Raw genomic sequence first — 20,473 nt, forward strand, 5'->3', positions numbered from 1 at the left:
CGGGCGGGGCCGGCGGGCGCGTCGGACGGGGCCGCCGTCGCGGCGCCCGGCGCGAACCCGACCGTGGCGGCGAGGGCGACGCCGAGCGGCAGGGCGAGGGTGAGACGTCTGGTGCGGGAGGAACCTGACGTGCGGGAGGGACCTGACGTGCGGAAGGAGTGCAGATGAGCCATGGGGTCTCCACATCATCCGGATACGGAACTGCCCGAACACTGCGGGTGCTCGGGCAGACGCATGAGGGGTAATGCCAGGTGCATGACTGGGTGTGCAGGGGTGAAGCTATCCCCAGGACTCCCGGGCCAGCAATGACTTCGTGAAGAAAGCGGGGAAAGCGGCCTTTCGAGCCGCTCCTGGCGCGCCGCCGCGACGTTGAACAGCGGACGGAACCAACATCAACCCCCTGTCGGATCACGTCCCCTGGGCTTAGCATCACCAACCGCGGCCCACGTGATCCGCGTCACGTCAGGCACCTCGCGGCGCGGCGCCACGCGTCACGCCGCGGCACGCACAGAGAGCATGTACGCAGCGCATGGACCGCACCGCTTCCGACCTGTCCACCCCCGCCGACCCCGCACCGGCCGCCGCCACGGCCCCGACTGCCACCCCGGCGCCGGCCGACGCCACCCCACCCGACCCGACCGTCCCCACCGCCCCCGCACCACGAGGAGACTCCGTGGCCCCCGACGCACCGCCGCCACCGAAGGACGGCGCAGAACCCGTGCCCCCGGCCCCCTCCGCGCAGGAGTACGTCGCGGTGCAGCAGAGCCCGGAGTTCGCCGAACTGCGGGCCGCTCACCGCTCGTTCGCGTTCCCGCTCACGGTCGCGTTCATCGCCTGGTACCTCGGCTACGTCCTGCTGTCGAACTACGCCGGCGGCTTCATGGGCACCAAGCTGTTCGGCAACATCAACGTCGCGTTCGTGCTCGGCCTGGCCCAGTTCCTCACCACCTTCCTCATCGCCTGGTGGTACGCGCGCCACGCCGCCGCCAAGCTCGACCCGCGGGCCGAGGCCATCAAGTCCCGGATGGAGGGCGGCGCATGAACACCCCGGCCCTCGCCGACACCCACGCCACCGTGCTCGCCGCCAACGAGGCGAGCGAGCACCGGCCGCTGATCATCACGCTGTTCGCGGTCTTCGTCGTCGCCACCCTCGTCATCACCGTGTGGGCCGGCCGCCAGACCAAGAGCGCCGCCGACTTCTACGCCGGCGGACGCCAGTTCACCGGCTTCCAGAACGGCCTCGCCGTCTCCGGCGACTACATGTCCGCCGCGTCCTTCCTCGGCATCGCCGGCGCCATCGCCCTCTTCGGCTACGACGGCTTCCTGTACTCCATCGGCTTCCTGGTCGCCTGGCTGGTGGCGCTGCTCCTCGTCGCCGAACCGCTGCGCAACTCCGGCCGCTACACCATGGGCGACGTCCTCGCCTTCCGGATGCGCCAGCGCCCCGTGCGCACCGCCGCGGGCACCTCCACCATCGTCGTGTCGATCTTCTACCTGCTCGCGCAGATGGCGGGCGCGGGCGTCCTCGTCTCGCTGCTCCTCGGCATCACCAGCGACGGCGGCAAGGTCGCCATCGTCGCGCTCGTCGGCGTCCTGATGATCGTGTACGTCACCATCGGCGGCATGAAGGGCACCACCTGGGTGCAGATGGTCAAGGCCGTCCTGCTCATCGCGGGCGCGCTGCTCCTCACCTTCCTGGTGCTGCTGAAGTTCGACTTCAACATCTCCGACCTGCTCGGCGCGGCCGCCGAGAAGAGCGGCAAGGGCACGCCGTTCCTGGAGCCCGGCCTCAAGTACGGCGCCACCGCCACGTCCAAGCTGGACTTCATCTCCCTCGGCATCGCCCTGGTGCTCGGCACCGCGGGCCTGCCGCACATCCTCATCCGCTTCTACACGGTGCCCACGGCCAAGGCCGCGCGGAAGTCCGTGAACTGGGCCATCGGCATCATCGGCGCCTTCTACCTGATGACGATCGCCCTCGGCTTCGGCGCCGCCGCGCTCATCTCCCCCAAGGAGATCACCGACTCCAACCCCGCGGGCAACACCGCCGCGCCCCTGCTCGCGCTCCATCTGGGCGGCCTCGACTCCAACTGGGGCGCGATCCTGCTCGCCACGATCTCCGCCGTCGCCTTCGCCACGATCCTCGCCGTCGTCGCGGGCCTCACCCTCGCCTCGTCCTCGTCGTTCGCGCACGACATCTACGCGAACGTCATCAAGCGGGGCAAGGCCAGCGAGAAGGAGGAGGTCCGCGCCGCCCGCTGGGCCACCGTGTTCATCGGCATCGTCTCCATCGCCCTCGGCGCGCTCGCCCGCGACCTGAACGTGGCCGGCCTGGTCGCCCTCGCCTTCGCCGTCGCCGCGTCCGCGAACCTGCCGACCATCCTCTACAGCCTGTTCTGGAAGCGGTTCACCACCCAGGGCGCGCTGTGGTCCATCTACGGAGGCCTCACCACGGCCGTCGTCCTCGTCCTGTTCTCCCCGGTGGTCTCCGGCAACGAGAAGACCTCCATGTTCAAGGGCGTCGACTTCCACTGGTTCCCACTGGAGAACCCCGGCCTCATCTCCATCCCGGTAGGCTTCCTGCTCGGCTGGCTCGGCACGCTGCTCTCCAAGGAGGAACCGGACAAGGAGAAGTACGCCCAGCTCGAGGTGCGCTCCCTGACGGGCACCGGGGCCCACTGACCCCACCCGTACCGCGCGGCCGCGTCGTAGGGATCTACGACGCGGCCGTGTCCGTCCTGTGGAAATGGTCTCTGTCGGTGTCAGTGGCGTCACGTAGGCTCAGGAGTCGAAGGGGCGTACGACGCGACGCACCACCGATCCGGACCGGGGAGGGGGCCCACGTGCTCATCGACACGTACGGCCGCGTGGCCACCGATCTGCGGGTTTCACTGACCGACCGGTGCAACCTGCGGTGTACGTACTGCATGCCGGAGGAAGGCCTGCAGTGGCTGGCCAAACCCGACCTGCTCACCGACGACGAGATCGTCCGCCTCGTCCGGATCGCCGTCACCCGCCTCGGCGTCGAGGAGGTCCGCTTCACCGGCGGCGAGCCGCTGCTCCGCCCCGGCCTGGTCTCCATCATCGAGCGCTGCGCCGCCCTGGAGCCGCGCCCCCGGCTGTCCCTGACGACGAACGGCATCGGCCTCAAGCGCACCGCGCGGGCCCTCAAGGACGCGGGCCTGGACCGGGTCAACGTCTCGCTTGACACCCTGCGCCCGGACGTCTTCAAGACCCTCACCCGCAGGGACCGCCACCGCGACGTCCTCGAAGGCCTCGAAGCGGCCCGCGCGGCGGGCCTCACCCCGGTGAAGGTCAACACGGTCCTGATGCCGGGGCTCAACGACGACGAGGCCCCGGACCTGCTCGCCTGGGCCGTCGAGAACGACTACGAACTGCGCTTCATCGAGCAGATGCCCCTGGACGCCCAGCACGGCTGGAAGCGCGAGGGCATGATCACCGCCGGTGACATCCTCGCCTCGCTGCGCACCCGCTTCGACCTCACCGCCGAGGGCACCGACGAGCGCGGCTCCGCGCCCGCCGAGCGCTGGCTGGTCGACGGCGGCCCGCACCGCGTCGGCGTGATCGCCTCCGTCACCCGGCCCTTCTGCTCGGCCTGCGACCGGACCCGGCTCACCGCCGACGGCCAGGTCCGCACCTGCCTGTTCGCCACGGAGGAGACCGACCTGCGCGCGGCCCTGCGCGCCGAGGGCGACGCCGCCGCCACGGACGACGAAATCGCCCGCATCTGGAAGCGCGCGATGTGGGGCAAGAAGGCGGGATCCGGTCTGGACGACCCGGCCTTCCTCCAGCCCGCCCGCCCGATGTCGGCGATCGGCGGCTGAGGCGCGGCGCGGCTCAGGAGCCCTGCGCGGCGTCCCACGCGTCGAGCGTGACGACGTCCTTGAGGAATCCCCGCACCCCCAGGAACTGGGACAGGTGCTCGCGGTGCTCCTCGCAGGCCAGCCAGGTCTTGCGCCGCTCCGGGGTGTGCAGCTTCGGATTGTTCCAGGCCAGCACCCACACGGCGGCCGCGCGACAGCCCTTGGCGGAGCAGACGGGGGTTTCGTCGGTCACGTCTTCATCCCAAACACGGCGACGCCGAGCAGCCACGGGGGGAGCTGCCCGGCGTCGGTCTGTCGCTCCGACGGGGGATGCGGAGCGCGTACGAAGTATGTCACGGGTCACCGGCCACCCGGCACCGGAACTCCATGATTGATCTGAGCTTTTCTTGAGCTTGGCGGAACGTCGTCGGTCAGCCCTGGTCCCGCGACGGTGCCGTCGGCCGCTCGCGGAACACGCCGGAGGGGTCCTCCGGGGCCGGTTCCGCGCTCCGCTCGTGCGGCGGCGCGGCGGCCAGCGCGGGCCGCGACGGTGCCGGTACGAACGTCGACGGCAGCGAGGGAGCGTTCTCACGGCCCGCGTTGGCGATCACCACCGCGACGTACGGCAGGAGCACGCCGAGCACCAGCGCGACGAGCGCGACGTGCCGTTCCACGTTCCAGAGCACCGCCGCGGCAATGACCGAAACCGTGCGCACGGACATCGAGATCACATACCGCCGCTGCCGTCCCCGCACGTCGTCCGCGAGGCCCTGCCTGGCCCCTGTGATCCGGAAGACCTGGGCGCCGTTCTGCTTCCGCATCACTCTCCACCGCCTGCCCGTCCATGCCAGGCCCTCCCCGGCCTGGACCCTTCCCCACGGTACGCCGCACCTGCGCAGTCGCGTAGACCGGGTCCGGCCTCGCGCCGCCCCTGCCGGTGCGTCGCGTCACGTAGGGGCCCGCCCGACATGCGCCGTACGGCGGATGGGCCGAAACTGATCGTAATGCTCATGTCGGGCCGTCTGAGGAGGCAGCTATGGGCTGGTTGTGGGCGATCATCGTGGGCTTCGTGCTGGGTCTGCTCGCCAAGGCGATCCTGCCGGGCAAGCAGCACAGTCCACTGTGGCTGACGACCGTGTTCGGCATCATCGGCGGCGTGATCGGCAACTCGCTCGCCGCCGGGTTCGGAATCGACGAGACCAAGGGCATCGACTGGGGCCGGCACGCGTTGCAGCTCGCCGCGGCCGTGGTCGTCGTGGCCATCGGCGACATGCTGTACACGGCGGTCAAGGGGAAGAAACAAGTCCGCAGGACGTGAGCCGTCCGTCGTCACACGGGTGTCCCGAGCCAGGAGTGTCCCGGCGGACACAGGCTTCCTGACACACGGGTTCCCCTGACACGCAGGCGCCCCTGCCCTACGGGTGCCCCCGACACACGGGTGAGGGGCCGGTCCTCCGGGACCGGCCCCTCATGCGCGTGGGCCTCGTGCGCGCGGCAGGGCCCGGGTCAGCCGGTGACCTCCACCGCGGCCAGGTTCTTCTTGCCGCGGCGCAGCACCAGCCACCGCCCGTGCAGCAGGTCCTCGCGGGCCGGGACGGCGTCCTCGGCGGTGACCTTGGCGTTGTTCACGTAGGCGCCGCCCTCCTTGACCGTGCGCCGGGCGGCCGACTTGCTCGCCACCAGGCCGACCTCGGCGAACAGGTCCACGACCGGGCCGGGCTCGGCCACCTGGACGCGCGGCAGCTCACCGAGCGCCGCGGCCAGCGTCGCCGCGTCCAGGTCGGCCAGCTCGCCCTGGCCGAACAGCGCCTTCGACGCGGCGATCACGGCCGCGCACTGGTCGGCGCCGTGCACCAGGGTCGTCAGCTCCTCGGCGAGCGCGCGCTGCGCTGCCCGCGCCTGCGGGCGCTCCTCGGTCTGCCGCTCCAGCTCCTCCAGCTCCTCGCGCGACTTGAACGAGAGGATGCGCAGGTAGCGGGTGACGTCCCGGTCGTCCACGTTCAACCAGAACTGGTAGAACGCGTACGGCGTGGTCATCTCCGGATCCAGCCAGACGGCGCCGCCCTCGGTCTTGCCGAACTTGGTGCCGTCCGCCTTGGTCATCAGCGGCGTGGCGACGGCGTGCACCGTCGCCTCCGGCTCCAGGCGGTGGATCAGGTCGATGCCCGCCGTGAGGTTGCCCCACTGGTCGGAGCCGCCGGTCTGGAGCACGCAGCCGTGGCGCCGGTACAGCTCCAGGAAGTCCATGCCCTGCAGGAGCTGGTAGCTGAACTCGGTGTAGCTGATGCCCTCCTGCGACTCCAGGCGGCGGGCCACGGACTCCTTGGTGAGCATCTTGTTCACCCGGAAGTGCTTGCCGATGTCCCGCAGGAACTCGATCGCGGTCATGCCCGCGGTCCAGTCCAGGTTGTTCACCATCACCGCGGCGTTCTCGCCCTCGAAGGACAGGAACGGCTCGATCTGCGACCGCAGCCGGGTCACCCAGTTCGCGACCGTCTCCGGGTCGTTCAGGGTCCGCTCGGCCGTCGGCCGCGGGTCGCCGATCTGGCCGGTGGCGCCGCCCACCAGGGCCAGCGGGCGGTGGCCCGCCTGCTGGAGGCGGCGCACGGTCAGGACCTGCACCAGGTGCCCGACGTGCAGGCTGGCCGCGGTCGGGTCGAAGCCGCAATAGAACGTGACGGGACCGTCCGCGAGCGCCTTGCGCAGTGCTTCTTCGTCGGTGGACTGGGAGAAGAGCCCCCGCCACTTCAGCTCGTCGACGATGTCCGTCACGGTCTCGTGTCTCCTTGGGAATGATGTCGGCCGGCGGCCGGGCACCGACAGCGGCGCTGCCGGTCCGCCGTGCACCGACCAGGTGCAGTGTCCGAGGTTATACGCCCCGGCTGACCGAACTCATATTGAAATCCGGCACCCGCAGCGCGGGCATGGCCGCCCGGGTGAAGTAGTCGCCCCACTCGCGCGGCAGCGTCGCCTCCGTGCGGCCCGCCTCGGTGGCCCGCGCCAGCAGGTCCACGGGCGACTCGTTGAACCGGAAGTTGTTCACCTCGCCGACCACCTCGCCGTTCTCCACCAGGTACACGCCGTCCCTGGTCAACCCCGTGAGCAGCAGCGTCGCCGGGTCGACCTCGCGGATGTACCACAGGCAGGTCAGCAGCAGGCCCCGCCCGGTGGCCGCGACCATCTCGTCCAGGGAGCGGCCGGAGCCGCCCTCCAGGATCAGGTTGTCGATCGCCGGGGCCACCGGCAGGCCGGTCAGGGCGGCGCTGTGCCGGGTCGTGATCAGGCGCTTCAGCTCGCCGTCGCGCATCCAGTCGGTGGGCCCGAGCGGAAGGCCGTTGTCGAAGGCCGAGGCGTCGTCGCCCGAGGCGTGCGCCAGCACGAACGGCGCCGCCTCCAGGCCCGGCTCCATCGGGTCGCTGCGCAGCGTCAGCGGCAGCTCGGTGAGCCGCTCCCCGACGCGGGTGCCGCCGCCCGGCTTGGAGAAGACCGTACGGCCCTCCGCCGCGTCCCGGGCCGCCGACGACCAGAGCTGGTAGATCAGCAGGTCCGCGACCGCGGTCGGCGGCAGCAGCGTCTCGTACCGCCCCGCGGGCAGGTCCACGCGCCGCTGGGCCCAGGCCAGGCGCCGGGCGAGGTCCTCGTCGAGCGCGCCCGGGTCCACGTCCTTGAAGTCCCGCGTCGCGCGCCCCGCCCACGCCGAGCGGGTGCGGTCGGGGGACTTCGCGTTCAGCTCCAGCGTGCCGGTCGGCTGGTCGTGGCGCAGCCGCAGCCCCGTCGACGTGCCCAGATAGCTGGTGGTCAGCTCGTGGTTGGCGAAGCCGTACAGCTCCCGGCCGCCCGCGCGGGCACGGGCGAAGGACTCGCCGAGGGCGGGCGCGAAGTCCGCGAACACCGCCGAGGACGTCTCGGCGGGCGCGTCCGTGAAGTCCGGCGCGGCCGGGGCGCCCGTCACCAGGGGCTGGGCGTCCTCGGCGGGCCCGGCCGCGCGGGCGGCGGCCTCGGCGGCCCGCACCAGCGGCTCCAGGTCGTCGGCGGTGACCGCCGAGCGGGACACCACGCCCGACGCGGTGCCCCGCGACCCCTCGACGGTGGCGATCACCGTGAGGGTGCGGCCCCGGGTGACGCCGTTGGTGGTCAGCGCGTTGCCCGCCCAGCGCAGGTTCGCCGTGGACCGCTCGTCGGCGATCACCACGCAGCCGTCGGCGGTGGACAGCTCCAGGGCCCGCTCGACGATCTCGTGCGGCTTGGTCGTACCGTTCGTCCGCGCGCTCATCGCCCGGCCTCCTGCGTCGTGTTGAGGATGGTGACGCCCTGGAAGAGGGCGGAGGGGCAGCCGTGGGAGACCGCGGCGACCTGGCCGGGCTGGGCCTTGCCGCAGTTGAAGGCACCGCCCAGGACGTACGTCTCCGGGCCGCCGACGGCCTTCATCGACCCCCAGAAGTCGGTGGTGGTGGCCTGGTAGGCGACGTCGCGGAGCTGCCCGGCGAGCCGCCCGTTCTCGATCCGGTAGAAGCGCTGGCCGGTGAACTGGAAGTTGTACCGCTGCATGTCGATGGACCAGGACCGGTCGCCCACGACGTAGATGCCCCGCTCGACCCCGCCGATCAGGTCCTCGGTGGAGGAGCCCGCCGGGTCCGGCAGCAGCGAGACGTTCGCCATGCGCTGCACCGGCACGTGCGCCGGGGAGTCGGCGTACGCGCAGCCGTTGGAGCGCTCGAAGCCGGTGAGCTTCGCGATGCGCCGGTCCAGTTGGTAGCCGACCAGGGTGCCGTCCTTCACCAGGTCCCAGGACTGCGCGGCCACGCCCTCGTCGTCGTACCCGATCGTCGCCAGGCCGTGCTCGGCCGTCCGGTCACCGGTGACGTTCATCAGCGACGAGCCGTACGCGAGCTTGCCGAGCTGGTCGAAGGTCGCGAACGACGTGCCCGCGTACGCCGCCTCGTAGCCGAGGGCGCGGTCGAGCTCCGTGGCGTGGCCGACGGACTCGTGGATCGTCAGCCACAGGTTCGAGGGGTCGACCACCAGGTCGTACCGGCCCGGCTCGACGCTCGGGGCGCGCATCTTCTCGGCCAACTGCTCCGGCAGCCGCGCCAGCTCGGCCTCCCAGTCCCAGCCCGTGCCGGTCAGGTACTCCCAGCCGCGGCCGACCGGCGGCGCGATGGTCCGCATCGAGTCGAACTCGCCGCTCGCCTCGTCCACGGCGTGCGCCGTGAGCTGCGGGTGCAGCCGCACGCGCTGCTGCGTGGTGACCGTGCCCGCGGTGTCGGCGTAGAACTTGTTCTCGTGCACGGTGAGCAGCGAGGCGTCCACGTGCGCGACCCCGTCGGCGGCCAGGAGCCGGCCGCTCCACTCCGCGAGCAGCCCCGTCTTCTCCTCGTCCGGCACCGAGAACGGGTCGATCTCGTACGACGACACCCACGTCTTGTCCGCGTGCACCGGCTCGTCCGCCAGCTCGACCCGCTCATCGGATCCGGCCGCCTTGATGACCTGCGCCGACAGCTTCGCCATCGCCACCGCCTGGGACGCGACCCGCGCCGCCGCGTCCATCGTCAGGTCCACGCCGGAGGCGAACCCCCAGGCGCCGCCGTGCACGACCCGCACCGCGTACCCCAGGTCCGTGGTGTCCAGGGACGCCGCGGGCTTGGCGTCCCGCAGCCGCCAGGAGGCGCTGCGCACCCGCTCCAGGCGGAAGTCCGCGTGCTCGGCGCCCAGCGCCCGCGCGCGGGCCAGCGCCGCGTCGGCGAGCGCCCGCAACGGCAGCGCCGTGAAGGCTGCATCGATCGTATGAGGCACGGACTTGTCTCCCTGCTGTCATCGGTGGTCGGCGCCGGTCCGCCGCCGTCGGCTCCGGTCCACGGCCCGACCCGGGCACCGGTCACGTCCGATCATCGCCTGTCGCACGGCCGCTCGGCCATACCTTTCTGTAGGGATCCGACAGCGAGTCATCTGCGCCACTGTCGGTCGCCGATTCTCCGTATCGCGCACAGGACCGATAAGTTCTCGGGTGACCACACCGTCAAGGAGAAGGGTGATCCGTTGAGCCGCTCGGTTCTCGTCACCGGAGGAAACCGGGGCATCGGCCTCGCCATCGCCCGCGCGTTCGCCGACGCCGGCGACCAGGTCGCGATCACCTACCGCTCGGGTGAGCCGCCCAAGGACCTCACCGCGGCCGGTGTCCTCGCCGTCAAGTGCGACATCACCGACGCCGAGCAGGTGGAGCAGGCCTACAAGGAGGTCGAGGAGAAGCACGGCCCCGTCGAGGTGCTCGTCGCGAACGCGGGCATCACCAAGGACCAGCTCCTGATGCGCATGTCGGAGGAGGACTTCACGTCCGTCCTCAACACCAACCTCACCGGCACCTTCCGCGTCGTGAAGCGGGCCAACCGCGGCATGCTGCGCGCCAAGAAGGGCCGCGTCGTCCTGATCTCCTCCGTCGTCGGCCTGCTCGGCTCGGCGGGCCAGGCGAACTACGCCGCCTCCAAGGCCGGTCTGGTCGGCTTCGCGCGCTCGCTCGCCCGGGAGCTCGGGTCGCGCAACATCACCTTCAACGTCGTCGCGCCCGGTTTTGTCGACACCGACATGACCCAGGTGCTCACCGAGGAGCAGCGCGCGGGCATCGTGTCCCAGGTGCCGCTCGGCCGTTACGCGCAGCCCGAGGAGATCGCCGCCACGGTGCGCTTCCTCGCCTCGGACGACGCCTCGTACATCACTGGAGCCGTCATCCCGGTTGACGGCGGATTGGGCATGGGTCACTGATCACATGAGCGGAATTCTCGACGGCAAGCGCATCCTGATCACGGGTGTGCTGATGGAGTCCTCCATCGCCTTCCACGCGGCCAAGATCGCGCAGGAGCAGGGTGCCGAGATCATCCTGACCGCCTTCCCGCGGCCCACGCTCACCGAGCGCATCGCGAAGAAGCTGCCCAAGCCCACCAAGGTCATCGAGCTCGACGTGACCAACGAGGAGCACCTCGGGCGCCTGGAGGACGTCGTCCGCGCGGAGCTGGGCGGCCTCGACGGCCTGCTCCACTCCATCGGCTTCGCCCCGCAGGACGCCCTCGGCGGCAACTTCCTGAACACGCCGTTCGAGTCCGTCGCCACGGCCATGCACGTCTCGGCGTACTCCCTGAAGTCGCTGACCATGGCCTGCCTGCCGCTGATGCCCGAGGAGCAGGGCGGCTCGGTCGTCGGCATGACCTTCGACGCGCAGTTCGCCTGGCCGCAGTACGACTGGATGGGCCCGGCCAAGGCCGCCCTGGAGGCCACCAACCGCTACCTGGCGCGCGACCTGGGCCCCCGCAACATCCGCTGCAACCTCATCTCCGCGGGCCCGATCGGCTCCATGGCCGCCAAGTCCATCCCGGGCTTCGGTGAGCTCGCCAAGGTGTGGGACACCCGCTCCCCGCTCGCCTGGGACATGGCCGACCCGGAGCCCGCGGGCCGCGGCGTCGTGGCGCTGCTCTCGGACTTCTTCCCGAAGACCACGGGCGAGATCATCCACGTCGACGGCGGCGTGCACATGATGGGCGCCTGAGCGACATGAGTGCCTGAGCGCCCCCGCACGACGGGGGCCTGAGCGCCCCTTCCGTACGGTGCCGACGCCCCGTCCCCGCAGCGCGCGGGGGCGGGGCGTCGCCCGTTCGGCCCGTCCGGCCGGGCGGCGGCAGCCCTCGGCCGCTCATCCTGAGATGTGCGCTGGTCCCCTGGTGCGGCGCTCGCCGCCCTCGCCCTGCTGCTCGCCCTGCCGTACGACGCCGTGTCGTACGCCGCCGGTGAGCGGGCGCGGGGAGCCGCCCGGCCGGACCCGCGGCCGACGGGGCAGGACCGGCCGTTCGGCGCGGAGTGCCGCAGCAGCGTCGTGGCCTCCCACGTCGTCGCGTACTGCCACAACCCCTACCCCGAGACCGACCGCGTGCGGCTGCACATCGAGTGCGACCGGTGGTGGGACATCGACAGCGACAGCCGCCCGGTCGCGGCCGGACCCGCCATGACGGTGCGGCTCACGGGCCGCTGCTGGAAGGAGGTCCGGGGGGTGTGGATCAGCCACCAGCGGTGATCCTGGTGCTGCCCGGTGCCCCGGTGCTCGTGTCGGGGCCGGGGCCGGGGCCGGGGCCGTGGTCGGCAGGGGTGTCTCAGCCGGTGACCGGCCGCTCCCGGTGGCACAGGTACGGGTAGCTCGCCGCCTCGGTGGCCGCCGCGTCCGCGTCCTGCGCGCGGATCGCCTCGACCAGGCGGCCGTGGTCCATGTAGGCCTCCGGCGTCAGCTCCGTACCGATGTCGTCGCGCAGCCAGTCCCGCAGGACCTCGCCCAGGTCCGCGTACAGGGCGATCAGCACGTCGTTGTGGGACGCGGCCACGACCGCCATGTGCAAGGTGGCGTCGGCCGTCACGAACGCCTCCGCGTCCCCCGACCCCCAGGCCTCCTCGCGGCGCGCGAGCAGCGTGTCCAGTTGCCTGAGGTCGCGCGCGGTACGCCGCTCGGCCGCGAGCTTCGCGGCGCTGGACTCCAGCGTGGCCCGCAGCTCCGCGATGTGCCGCGGGTTGGCGTCGGCGAACCTGCGCTGCATCACACCGGCCAGCTCGCTGGTCGCGACCACGTAGGTGCCCGAGCCCTGCCGGATGTCCAGCAGCCCGTTGTGGGCGAGGGCGCGCACGGCCTCGCGGACCGTGTTCCTGGCCACGCCGAGCTGCTCGACCAGCTCCGGCTCGGTGGGGATGCGCGAGCCGACCGGCCACTCGCCCGACGAGATCTGGTTGCGCAGGGCGGCGATGACCTGCTCGGAGAGCGCGGAGCGGCGCGGGGTGGTCAACGGCATGGCGTTCCCTCGTCAAGGACCTCGTTGAGGATTGGACAACCAATCATCCCATGATTCTATGATGGTTCTCATGGTGAGTGAGGAAGACCGGACGACACGCGCGAGGACAGCGCCGACGACGCCCGCAATGTTGACGACGCCGCCGACGGGACCGGTTGGTACCGGGACCAGGGCTGGTGCTGTCACCGGTTCCGATGGCGGTACGTGTACCGGGGGTTCGGCGGCTGCCACGGGTTCGGCGGCTTCCGCGAGCTCCGCGAGCTCCGGGGGCGCGGTCGGCGTGAAGGACGCCGAAGCGGCGCGCGGCGCCGGGCGTACGCCGGTGGAGCCGGGCCGACCGGCCGCCACGCGCGCGTGGGCGACACGCCTGGTCGTCGTCGGCATCGTCCTCGCCGCCCTCAACCTGCGGCCCGCCATCACCAGCCTCGGCGCACTCCTCGAAGAGGTGCGGGACGGCCTCGGCATGAGCGGCACCCTCGCGGGGCTGCTCACCTCCGTGCCGCCGCTGTGCTTCGCGCTCTTCGGCAGCCAGGCCCCCCGCCTGTCCCGGCGCTTCGGCGCGGGCGCGGTGGTCTGCGCGGGCATGGCCGCGATCGCCACGGGCCTGCTGATACGCCCCTTCGTGGGCGGCACCGCGGGGTTCCTGGCCGCCACCGCGTTCGCCCTCATGGGCATCGCCGTGAGCAACGTCCTGATGCCGGTGATCGTCAAGCGCTGGTTCCCCGACCGGGTCGGCTCGATGACCGGGCTCTACTCGATGGCCCTCGCGCTCGGCACCTCCCTGGCCGCCGCGCTCACGGTGCCGCTGACCGACGCCCTCGGCGGTAGCTGGCGCACCGGACTCGCCCTGTGGGCCGTGGTCGCGGTCGTCGCCGTCGTACCGTGGCTGCCGCTGGTGCGCGAGCGCGGCGCCGAACCGGCCGCCACCGCTTCGGCAGGCACCGCTTCGGCAGGCACTGGGTCGATCGGCGGGTCGATCGGCACTGGGTCGGCCGCCGCCGGGTCGGGTCGGGCTGCCGCCCGGCCGGAGGAACCCGCGATGCGCATCACCCACAGCCGCACCGCCTGGGCACTGGCCTGCTTCTTCGGCCTCCAGGCCACCGCCGCGTACATCACCATGGGCTGGCTGCCGCAGATCTTCCGGGACGCCGGGGTGCCGGCGGGCGAGGCGGGCGTGCTGCTCGCCGTCACGATGGCCATGGGCGTGCCGCTGGCCTTCGTCATCCCGCGCGTCGCCACCCGCCTGCCCCACCAGGGCCCCGTCGTGATTGTCCTCGGCGCCTGCGGCCTCGCCGGGTACGCGGGCCTGTACCTCGCCCCGGCGGGTGGCGCCTGGGCGTGGGCGCTGCTGTGCGGCATCTCCAACTGCGCGTTCCCGCTCGCCCTCACGATGGTGGGCATGCGGGCCCGGAGCAGCGCAGGCGTGGCCAAGCTCTCCGCCTTCGCGCAGAGCACGGGCTACCTGATCTCCATCCCGGGCCCGCTCCTGGTGGGCGTGCTCTACCAGCACAGCGGCGGCTGGGGCCTGCCGCTCGCGCTCATGGCGGGCCTGATGGTGCCGCAGATCGCCGTCGGCTTCCTGGCGGGCCGCGACCGCACGATCGAGGACGAGGTGGCGGCGCGGGCCACGGCCACGGCCTGACCCGGCTCGCGGGACGGGTCCCCGTCTCCCGCCCCCGCCGGGGCGGGGACCGGTGGGACCCGCTCCCCGCGGGGCTCCCGCCCGTCCCGAGGCGGACGCCCGCCGACCCCGCGGCCCGGCCACGGGGCGAGGGGTGCGAGACTTGCGGCATGCCAGTGCTCGACCCGAACCCCCAGAACGGCCAGAAGAAACTGTTCATCGTGCTCGGCGCGATGCTGGCCATCACCGTGCTCATCGGGATCATCGCGTCCGTGGCGTCGCCGTGAGCCGTGGCGTCCCTGTGAGCCGTGGCTAGCCGTGAGCCGCTGACGGCCCCCTTGCCACTCCCGCTCTCTCCCGGTCCCTTCCGTACTCGGACCCGTGCTGCGACCCGGCGGGATGGTGGTGCTAGCCCCACCATCCCCTAGGGGGTCAGTGTCAGGGTTAAGTGGGTGGATCACCGGATGTGCTGAGGGTCGCGCACTCCGTACCTTCGAGATGTGGCCGCGACGACGCGGCCCGCAGCACTCGAAAGATCCTGGAGGCGGCATGTCGGCCCGTGCGCACACCCGACGCGACCCGGCGGACCGGACGGAACCGGCCGCGGTCGAGATCCAGCTTCCCTGGTGGGCCATCGCCCTGCCCGCGGTCGCCTTCGCGGCCCTGCTCCTGCTGATATTGAACCCCGCGGACGCGCACGCCGCGAGCAGTGAGCCCGTCGTCACCCACCTCCTGGAGCGCGTGCGAGCCCTCCTCGCCGCCATCTGACGACCGGGCCCCGGCGGGCCGTGACCGGGCGCGAGACCGCGGAGTCACCTGGTGGACGCCCCGTCACCCAGGGCGGCCGACCCCGCCAACTCCCTGCGCCCCGTGGCGTGTTTCATGCGAAGCTGGGACGCATGAGCGTCGCAGAACCCCGCAGGATTGTCCTTTTCCGACATGCGAAGGCCGACTGGCCCGAGGTGGCCGACCACGAGCGCCCGCTCGCCGAGCGCGGCCGCAAGGACGCCCCCGTCGCCGGCCGCAAACTCGCCGACACCGGAATCGCCTTCGACCTGGCCCTGTGCTCGACCGCCGTCAGGACCCGCGAGACCTGGAAGCTCGCCGTCCAGGAACTCCCGCAGCGCCCGCGCACGGTGTACGAGGAGCGGGTCTATGAAGCCTCACCCGGCGAGCTGATCGCCGTGCTCAACGAAACCCCCGACGACGTGCGCGACCTGATCCTCATCGGCCACAACCCCGGCGTCCACGGCCTCGCGGACATCCTCGCGGGCGAGGCCGAGGGCGACGCGCAGGTGCGGATGAACCGCCGGGGCTTCCCGACCTCGGCGTTCGCCGTCCTCACGCACACCGGCTCGTGGAAGGCGCTGGAGCCCGGCACGGCCACGCTGGTGGACTACTGGGCGCCGTCCGAGTAGCAGCACGACCCGTCGACCGAGCGGAGGGCCCGGCACCGAGGGGGTGCCGGGCCCGTGTGCGGGCGGGGCCCGGCCGCGGGCCGGGGGCGGCTGCTCGGCAGGGTCGCGGTCCGTCGCAGGGCGAAGAACCCCTAACGAAATGACTGTCTGGGGACGGCTGCCGGGCATGAAGTGTCGTCGGGCAGTATGGGGCGATGCCCATCGACCAGCCACTGCCTCGCGAGGTGAAGGTCATCGATTCAGCCTCGTTGTTCAGGCTGGAGGAGCGTGCGTATGACCTCGGCCTGAGCCAGCGGTTGGACCCGGCGTGGGTGCAAGCGCATGCGGCGCCCGACGGAGCCCACTACCTGTGGCCGGCCCTGTGGCACTGCCTGGCCCACCGCCCGGACGTTCCACGCCAGCTGCGGTGCGAGCTGTTGATCACTCTGCGTACGGGAGACCGCGTGGTGAGCATGCTGGATGTGCTTCCCGACGACTTCACTCCGCTGCCGAGGGTCTCCTCAGGCGAAGAAGGCATGTAGGTCAGCCAGCTGCTCGATCGTGCTCCGTCGGTCAGGGAATGGCTATTGCGAGAGCGCGAGGGCTCGGACCTGCTGTGACAGGCGGCGCCAGCAGATGAGTGCGCATCCGAGGGCGAGGAAGGCTTCGCGGGTGTCGTCGCGAATCCCCCAGCGGATCCGCAGTCGGCGGAACCAGTACGGGTGGGCGAGGGCACGCTCGCCCCCCAGCGTTGAGTGCCGAGTCCAGAGCCGTGTTCGGTGCCGCGTCGAGCGATCAGGGCGATGGCTGATGTGTGGTGGCTAGCTGGAGCTGGGGCTGGAGTAGGAGGGAGGGGGCGGGGGAGGGCCCCCACCCCCGGGGCTGCTACTCGTGGTCCAGGTGCATGTCCGCGGCCTCGACCTCTTCGCGTGTGATCCCGAGCAGGTACAGCACGGTGTCGAGGAACGGCACGTTGACGGCCGTGTGCGCGGCTTCGCGGACCATCGGCTTGGCGTTGAAGGCGACGCCGAGACCGGCCGTGTTGAGCATGTCGAGGTCGTTCGCGCCGTCGCCGATCGCGACGGTCTGCTCCAGCGGCACGCCCGCTTCGTGGGCGAACCGGCGCAGCAGCCGGGCCTTGCCCGCCCGGTCCACGACCTCGCCGGTCACCTTGCCGGTGAGCTTGCCGTCGACGATCTCCAGGGTGTTGGCGTGGGCGAAGTCCAGGCCGAGACGCTCCTTCAGGTCGTCCGTGACCTGGGTGAACCCGCCCGACACGACGCCGACTTGGTAGCCCAGGCGCTTGAGCGTGCGGATGAGGGTCCGCGCGCCGGGGGTGAGCTGCACCTCCGCGCGCACCTTGTCCACCACCGAGGCGTCGAGCCCCGCGAGGAGCGAGACGCGCGCGTGCAGCGACTGCTCGAAGTCCAGCTCGCCGCGCATCGCGGCCGAGGTCACCTCCGCGACCTCCTCCTCGCACCCGGCGTGCGCGGCGAAGAGCTCGATCACCTCGTCCTGGATCAGCGTCGAGTCGACGTCCATCACGACCAGGCGCTGCGCGCGCCGGTGCAGTCCCGCGGCGACGACCGCGACGTCCACCCCGAGCGCCGCGGCCTCCAGCGCGAGCGCCGTGCGCAGCGGCTCGGTCTCCGTACCGGACACCGCGAACTCCACGGCGGTGACGGGGTACTTGGCGAGGCGGAAGATGCGGTCGATGTTGCCGCCGGTCGCCGTGATGCTCGCGGCGATGGCGGCGGTCGACTCGGCGGTGAGCGGGTGTCCGAGCACCGTGACGAGGGACCGGCCGAGCCCGCGCGGGCGGTTGTCGCCCCGGCCCGAGATGATCTCGGCCTGGAGCTTCTGCGACTCCGCCCAGGAGTGGACGGTGGCCCGCAGACTCCCTTCGAGGCCGGTCGGAGGCGCGGTGATCAGCGCGCACAGCACTATCCGGCCACGGGTCACGACCTGCTCGATGTCGACGACGTCCACGGAGTACGCGGCGAGCGTGTCGAACAGTCCGGCGGTGATGCCCGGGCGGTCCTTGCCGAAGATCTTGACAAGGAGGGTGGGGACGTCGGTGGCGGCACCCGTCTGCGCGGGCGTGTCCGCCGGCGCAGGGGCACCGGAGGGCACACTCGCGCCGGGGGGCGCGGGGGGCGTGGAGGCACTCATGGTGATCCCCACGGTAGCTGGCGGTTCCGGGCGCGGCGTGGGGGTGTCCAGGTGCCGGACACCTCCGCACCCCCTTGTCACCCCCACGCTCCCTGCCCCTCACCCCGCATCCGCCCGGGCTTCTCCCGCGGCTCCGCGAGGGCCTCGCGCCTCCGCTCGTCCGGTACGAGGGGCGCGGCGGGCCGCCCCTTCCCCGGCCGCTTCCCAGTGCCCTCTCCTCGCGCTCCCACGTCGGCTGGGCATCCTCGGAGTACGAGCCCGCTGCCTCCGCTTCGCGGCGCATCCCCGCCCGCGCGCAGCAGCCCCAGCTTCCTCACCTGCGGTTACGTGGTGTCCTCCCGCCCTAACCGCCGCAAGCAAGGAGCCGAGCGGAGAGCCGACGGCCTCCGCCTGCGGAGGCGCGTTCTCCAGCGGAGGCGGGCGCAGCGCCGGGCTCCGGGCAGCCCCGTCCGCGGGCCCTCAGCCTCTCCGCCTCGGGGGTTCCGCCCCGGGCGGTGGCGGCGGCGGTGGAGGAGGTGGCGGCGGCCACTTCCTCGGGCCCTGACGGCCCCGCTCCGGCTCGTCCGAACCTCGCCCCGCACCCGAGTCGGGCTCCGCTCCCGCCCTGGACCCCCTGCCCGGCACCGGCCCCCGCCCCGGCCCTGAACCCCGGCCCGGCCCGGGGCCCGGCACCACCGGCCCGATCACCGTCGGCGCCCCACTGGTACCCGGTACCTCACCAGCACCAGCACCAGCACCAGCACCAGCACCCCGCGGCCCACCGCCACTCCGCGGCCCACCGCCACCCCGCGGCCCCCTCGCACCCGGCGCCCCGCCCGCCCCCGGAGGAGTCCGGCCTTTCGCGGGAGGCGCCCCGCCCGCCCCCGGAGGAGGCACCAGGTACGGGTTCGTCTCCGCCCGCGGCGGCCGGTACGGCGTGCTCTGCCGGTAGGGGCCCGGCACCTGCGCCGGGACCGGAGCCTCGTCCGCGGCCCGGGGCGGACCCGACGCGGCCGGTGCCGCGCGGCTGCCCGCCGCCCTCGTGGCCCGTGCCAGCACCGCCCCGGCGGCCCCGGCCCCCGCTCCCCACGCGGCCCCGAGCAGCGCGGCCATGGCGAGGTCCCCGCGCAGCTCCAGCCGCGCCCCGAACGCGTCGAAGCCGAGCACCGAGAGCGAGGCGTCCGCGGACACCCCGGTCAGCCATGCCATCAGCGGCAGCGCCACCGCGGTGACCGCGCCCAGCATCAGCGCGCACCGCACGACGAAGGCGGCACCGGCAGGTGGGCTTCCGGCCGCGGGCGGGCCCGCCCCGTCGCTCTCGCGCCCCCGCGCCAGCGGGCTTCGTACCGCCGTCAGCACCCCCGCGAACAGCATCATCACCGCCGCCGCGACCCCCAGGAGCCACACCCGTCCGTCGAACTCCGCGAGCCGCCCCAGTGTCAGGGGGGCGTCGGAGTCCCGCAGCAGGTCGTCGACCGGGTCCGGCAGGAAGCGGGTCAGGGTGCCGGAGGCCTCACCGTCGTACGGGACGAAGAGGCCGACGGGCAGGCCGAGGAAGACGCCGTTCGGGGTGCCGAGGAGCGCGCCGCCCACGACCCGCTTGGGGTGGCCGTCGCCGATCGCCGCGTACGCCGCCGCGGCAAGGCCCGCCACCACGGCCATCAGGACGACCGAGACCAGCGCGGACGCCGCGGGCCGCAGCACGCGGTGCAGGCTCTCGCAGCCGGGCGGCAGCGGCGCGCGGCGGGCGGCGAGCAGCGCGATGAGCAGCACCACGGCCGCCCAGATCGCGCCACCGAGCAGGGTGGCGCCGGTGTCCACGGTGAAGCCGACCTTCGCCTCCGCCTCGACGAGGTCGCGCAGCCGGTCCGGGAGCAGGCCGCCGATGTCCCCGATGCCGCCGATGTCCTTGAGGCCGTCGGGAATGCGGTCGCCGATGCCTCCGGGAAGCTCGTCGAGCCCTTTGTCGATTCCCTTGTCAATTCCTTTGTCGATGCCGAGCTGTCCGCCGTCGATCGTGATGACGTCGTGACCCGCCCAGGCGAGACCGCCGAGCATCGCGACGAAGAGGGCGATGACCGTACCCGCCCGCGCGGCGAGTTCGGCGGGCGAGATCACGACTCCCGCGCCGCGCAGGGACCGCAAAAAGAAGAAGGCGAGGAGGACCGCACCCACAAGGCCCACGCCCAGCGGCGCCACGTCGACGGCCGTAGTCGCCTCGGCACCCCTCAATCCGAAGGCCGACATATCACCGGACGGAGTCACGGAGCCGCCGACACCCAGGGCGACGGCCGCCGCCGTCATCGGCCCGAGCGCACCCGCCGCGTCCGCGCCGAGCAGGTGCAGACCGAGCGCGGCCGTGCCCGCCATGCCGATCAGCGCCCAGCTCACCGCCGCGACCGCGGAGACCAGGACGTCCCCCCAGGGCACGCTCCGCCGCTCGCTCTCGTACCCGTCGCTGCCCATCAGACCCCCCGAGCTCAGAGCGCGTCGCCCTCGGCGTACGGACACGGCGGGCACACACCGCGGACGCCACCGACGGCACCGGTGCGCCCGTGACACCGGTGCGCCCGCGACACCGACGCGGCTACGTCACCGCTGCCACCCATGCCACCCATGCCACCCATGCCGCCCACGGCGCCCACGGCACCCATGCCACCCACG

The 20,473-nt window shown here is 72.5% G+C and carries 20 protein-coding genes and 1 pseudogene; 12 read left to right on the top strand and 9 right to left on the bottom strand.

Annotated features, from left to right (window positions below):
• Window positions 1-673 precede the first annotated feature (673 nt).
• From IE330_RS23675 to moaA, 3 genes are all read left to right on the top strand, one after another.
• Window positions 674-1,042, top strand: a complete 369-nt coding sequence (locus IE330_RS23675) for a DUF485 domain-containing protein (RefSeq protein ID WP_190138144.1) — start codon at window positions 674-676, stop codon at window positions 1,040-1,042.
• A complete protein-coding gene (locus IE330_RS23680) occupies window positions 1,039-2,682 on the top strand; it encodes a monocarboxylic acid transporter (RefSeq protein WP_190138114.1) in 1,644 nt (547 codons plus the stop codon). The genes IE330_RS23675 and IE330_RS23680 overlap by 4 nt, the downstream gene beginning before the upstream one ends.
• A gap of 161 nt (window positions 2,683-2,843) precedes the next feature.
• Window positions 2,844-3,845, top strand: coding sequence for a GTP 3',8-cyclase MoaA (gene moaA / locus IE330_RS23685; RefSeq protein ID WP_229925870.1), 1,002 nt, complete (start codon window positions 2,844-2,846; stop codon window positions 3,843-3,845).
• A 13-nt stretch (window positions 3,846-3,858) separates the two neighbouring features.
• Here the strand turns inward: moaA and IE330_RS23690 are convergent, their stop codons facing one another.
• Entirely contained in the window at window positions 3,859-4,077 is a 219-nt protein-coding gene (locus IE330_RS23690; RefSeq protein ID WP_190138115.1) for a hypothetical protein, read from the bottom strand.
• Between the two features lie 178 nt (window positions 4,078-4,255).
• On the bottom strand, window positions 4,256-4,645 hold the full coding sequence (locus tag IE330_RS23695; protein WP_190138116.1) for a DUF3099 domain-containing protein: 390 nt from the start codon (window positions 4,643-4,645) through the stop codon (window positions 4,256-4,258).
• Window positions 4,646-4,860: 215 nt separating this feature from the next.
• Between IE330_RS23695 and IE330_RS23700 the strand changes: the two genes are divergently transcribed.
• Window positions 4,861-5,142 (top strand): GlsB/YeaQ/YmgE family stress response membrane protein, encoded by a 282-nt coding sequence (locus IE330_RS23700; protein ID WP_190138117.1) that lies wholly within the window; start codon window positions 4,861-4,863, stop codon window positions 5,140-5,142.
• A 188-nt stretch (window positions 5,143-5,330) separates the two neighbouring features.
• Here the strand turns inward: IE330_RS23700 and tyrS are convergent, their stop codons facing one another.
• From tyrS to IE330_RS23715, 3 genes are all read right to left on the bottom strand, one after another.
• Window positions 5,331-6,596, bottom strand: a complete 1,266-nt coding sequence (gene tyrS / locus IE330_RS23705; RefSeq protein WP_190138118.1) for a tyrosine--tRNA ligase — start codon at window positions 6,594-6,596, stop codon at window positions 5,331-5,333.
• 97 nt (window positions 6,597-6,693) lie between these two features.
• A complete protein-coding gene (locus IE330_RS23710; RefSeq protein WP_190138119.1) occupies window positions 6,694-8,097 on the bottom strand; it encodes a metallopeptidase TldD-related protein in 1,404 nt (467 codons plus the stop codon).
• A complete protein-coding gene (locus IE330_RS23715) occupies window positions 8,094-9,617 on the bottom strand; it encodes a TldD/PmbA family protein (protein WP_190138120.1) in 1,524 nt (507 codons plus the stop codon). Before IE330_RS23715 ends, IE330_RS23710 begins: the two co-directional genes overlap by 4 nt.
• A gap of 243 nt (window positions 9,618-9,860) precedes the next feature.
• Here IE330_RS23715 and fabG point away from each other — a divergent pair, with 243 nt between their 5' ends.
• From fabG to IE330_RS23730, 3 genes are all read left to right on the top strand, one after another.
• The gene (gene fabG, locus IE330_RS23720; RefSeq protein ID WP_190138121.1) at window positions 9,861-10,580 is read left to right on the top strand and encodes a 3-oxoacyl-[acyl-carrier-protein] reductase; all 720 of its coding nucleotides are present in this window, start codon (window positions 9,861-9,863) and stop codon (window positions 10,578-10,580) included.
• 4 nt (window positions 10,581-10,584) lie between these two features.
• Window positions 10,585-11,358 carry an enoyl-ACP reductase FabI gene (gene fabI / locus IE330_RS23725; protein WP_190138122.1) on the top strand — a complete coding sequence of 258 codons (774 nt, stop codon included), beginning with the start codon at window positions 10,585-10,587 and terminating at the stop codon, window positions 11,356-11,358.
• 156 nt (window positions 11,359-11,514) lie between these two features.
• A complete protein-coding gene (locus IE330_RS23730; RefSeq protein ID WP_190138123.1) occupies window positions 11,515-11,880 on the top strand; it encodes a hypothetical protein in 366 nt (121 codons plus the stop codon).
• A gap of 76 nt (window positions 11,881-11,956) precedes the next feature.
• Here the strand turns inward: IE330_RS23730 and IE330_RS23735 are convergent, their stop codons facing one another.
• Window positions 11,957-12,640 (bottom strand): FadR/GntR family transcriptional regulator, encoded by a 684-nt coding sequence (locus IE330_RS23735; RefSeq protein WP_190138124.1) that lies wholly within the window; start codon window positions 12,638-12,640, stop codon window positions 11,957-11,959.
• Window positions 12,641-12,767: 127 nt separating this feature from the next.
• Between IE330_RS23735 and IE330_RS23740 the strand changes: the two genes are divergently transcribed.
• The 5 genes from IE330_RS23740 (at window position 12,768) to IE330_RS23755 (ending at window position 16,200) form a co-directional block, all read left to right on the top strand.
• A complete protein-coding gene (locus IE330_RS23740) occupies window positions 12,768-14,282 on the top strand; it encodes a CynX/NimT family MFS transporter (protein ID WP_229925871.1) in 1,515 nt (504 codons plus the stop codon).
• Between the two features lie 149 nt (window positions 14,283-14,431).
• On the top strand, window positions 14,432-14,548 hold the full coding sequence (locus IE330_RS39730; RefSeq protein WP_268257331.1) for an SGM_5486 family transporter-associated protein: 117 nt from the start codon (window positions 14,432-14,434) through the stop codon (window positions 14,546-14,548).
• 262 nt (window positions 14,549-14,810) lie between these two features.
• Complete coding sequence (locus tag IE330_RS23745) at window positions 14,811-15,029, top strand: hypothetical protein (RefSeq protein ID WP_190138126.1); 219 nt, start codon at window positions 14,811-14,813, stop codon at window positions 15,027-15,029.
• Between the two features lie 131 nt (window positions 15,030-15,160).
• Window positions 15,161-15,679 carry a SixA phosphatase family protein gene (locus tag IE330_RS23750; RefSeq protein WP_190138127.1) on the top strand — a complete coding sequence of 173 codons (519 nt, stop codon included), beginning with the start codon at window positions 15,161-15,163 and terminating at the stop codon, window positions 15,677-15,679.
• Between the two features lie 194 nt (window positions 15,680-15,873).
• A complete protein-coding gene (locus IE330_RS23755) occupies window positions 15,874-16,200 on the top strand; it encodes a hypothetical protein (protein ID WP_229925872.1) in 327 nt (108 codons plus the stop codon).
• Window positions 16,201-16,242: 42 nt separating this feature from the next.
• Here the strand turns inward: IE330_RS23755 and IE330_RS39175 are convergent.
• The 3 genes and pseudogenes from IE330_RS39175 to IE330_RS23765 form a co-directional block, all read right to left on the bottom strand.
• Window positions 16,243-16,457, bottom strand: a pseudogene (locus IE330_RS39175) (IS5/IS1182 family transposase); the annotation flags it as partial.
• Between the two features lie 86 nt (window positions 16,458-16,543).
• On the bottom strand, window positions 16,544-17,830 hold the full coding sequence (gene serB, locus IE330_RS23760; RefSeq protein ID WP_229925873.1) for a phosphoserine phosphatase SerB: 1,287 nt from the start codon (window positions 17,828-17,830) through the stop codon (window positions 16,544-16,546).
• A gap of 459 nt (window positions 17,831-18,289) precedes the next feature.
• Window positions 18,290-20,275, bottom strand: a complete 1,986-nt coding sequence (locus IE330_RS23765) for a streptophobe family protein (RefSeq protein ID WP_190138128.1) — start codon at window positions 20,273-20,275, stop codon at window positions 18,290-18,292.
• Window positions 20,276-20,473 lie beyond the last annotated feature (198 nt).

Origin of the sequence: Streptomyces longispororuber (assembly GCF_014656095.1) — a bacterium.
Classification (GTDB): Bacteria; Actinomycetota; Actinomycetes; order Streptomycetales; family Streptomycetaceae; genus Streptomyces; species Streptomyces longispororuber.

Excerpts from the sequence above, each read along its gene's own strand:
- IE330_RS23680 (WP_190138114.1), top strand. The coding sequence starts at position 1,039 with ATGAACACCCCGGCCCTCGCCGACACCCACGCCACCGTGCTCGCCGCC.
- IE330_RS23695 (WP_190138116.1), bottom strand. The coding sequence starts at position 4,645 with ATGCGGAAGCAGAACGGCGCCCAGGTCTTCCGGATCACAGGGGCCAGG.
- IE330_RS23700 (WP_190138117.1), top strand. The coding sequence starts at position 4,861 with ATGGGCTGGTTGTGGGCGATCATCGTGGGCTTCGTGCTGGGTCTGCTC.
- IE330_RS23710 (WP_190138119.1), bottom strand. The coding sequence starts at position 8,097 with ATGAGCGCGCGGACGAACGGTACGACCAAGCCGCACGAGATCGTCGAG.
- fabI (WP_190138122.1), top strand. The coding sequence starts at position 10,585 with ATGAGCGGAATTCTCGACGGCAAGCGCATCCTGATCACGGGTGTGCTG.
- IE330_RS23735 (WP_190138124.1), bottom strand. The coding sequence starts at position 12,640 with ATGCCGTTGACCACCCCGCGCCGCTCCGCGCTCTCCGAGCAGGTCATC.
- IE330_RS23740 (WP_229925871.1), top strand. The coding sequence starts at position 12,768 with ATGTTGACGACGCCGCCGACGGGACCGGTTGGTACCGGGACCAGGGCT.
- IE330_RS39730 (WP_268257331.1), top strand. The coding sequence starts at position 14,432 with ATGCCAGTGCTCGACCCGAACCCCCAGAACGGCCAGAAGAAACTGTTC.
- IE330_RS23745 (WP_190138126.1), top strand. The coding sequence starts at position 14,811 with ATGTCGGCCCGTGCGCACACCCGACGCGACCCGGCGGACCGGACGGAA.
- IE330_RS23750 (WP_190138127.1), top strand. The coding sequence starts at position 15,161 with ATGAGCGTCGCAGAACCCCGCAGGATTGTCCTTTTCCGACATGCGAAG.
- IE330_RS23755 (WP_229925872.1), top strand. The coding sequence starts at position 15,874 with ATGCCCATCGACCAGCCACTGCCTCGCGAGGTGAAGGTCATCGATTCA.
- serB (WP_229925873.1), bottom strand. The coding sequence starts at position 17,830 with ATGAGTGCCTCCACGCCCCCCGCGCCCCCCGGCGCGAGTGTGCCCTCC.
- IE330_RS23765 (WP_190138128.1), bottom strand. The coding sequence starts at position 20,275 with ATGGGCAGCGACGGGTACGAGAGCGAGCGGCGGAGCGTGCCCTGGGGG.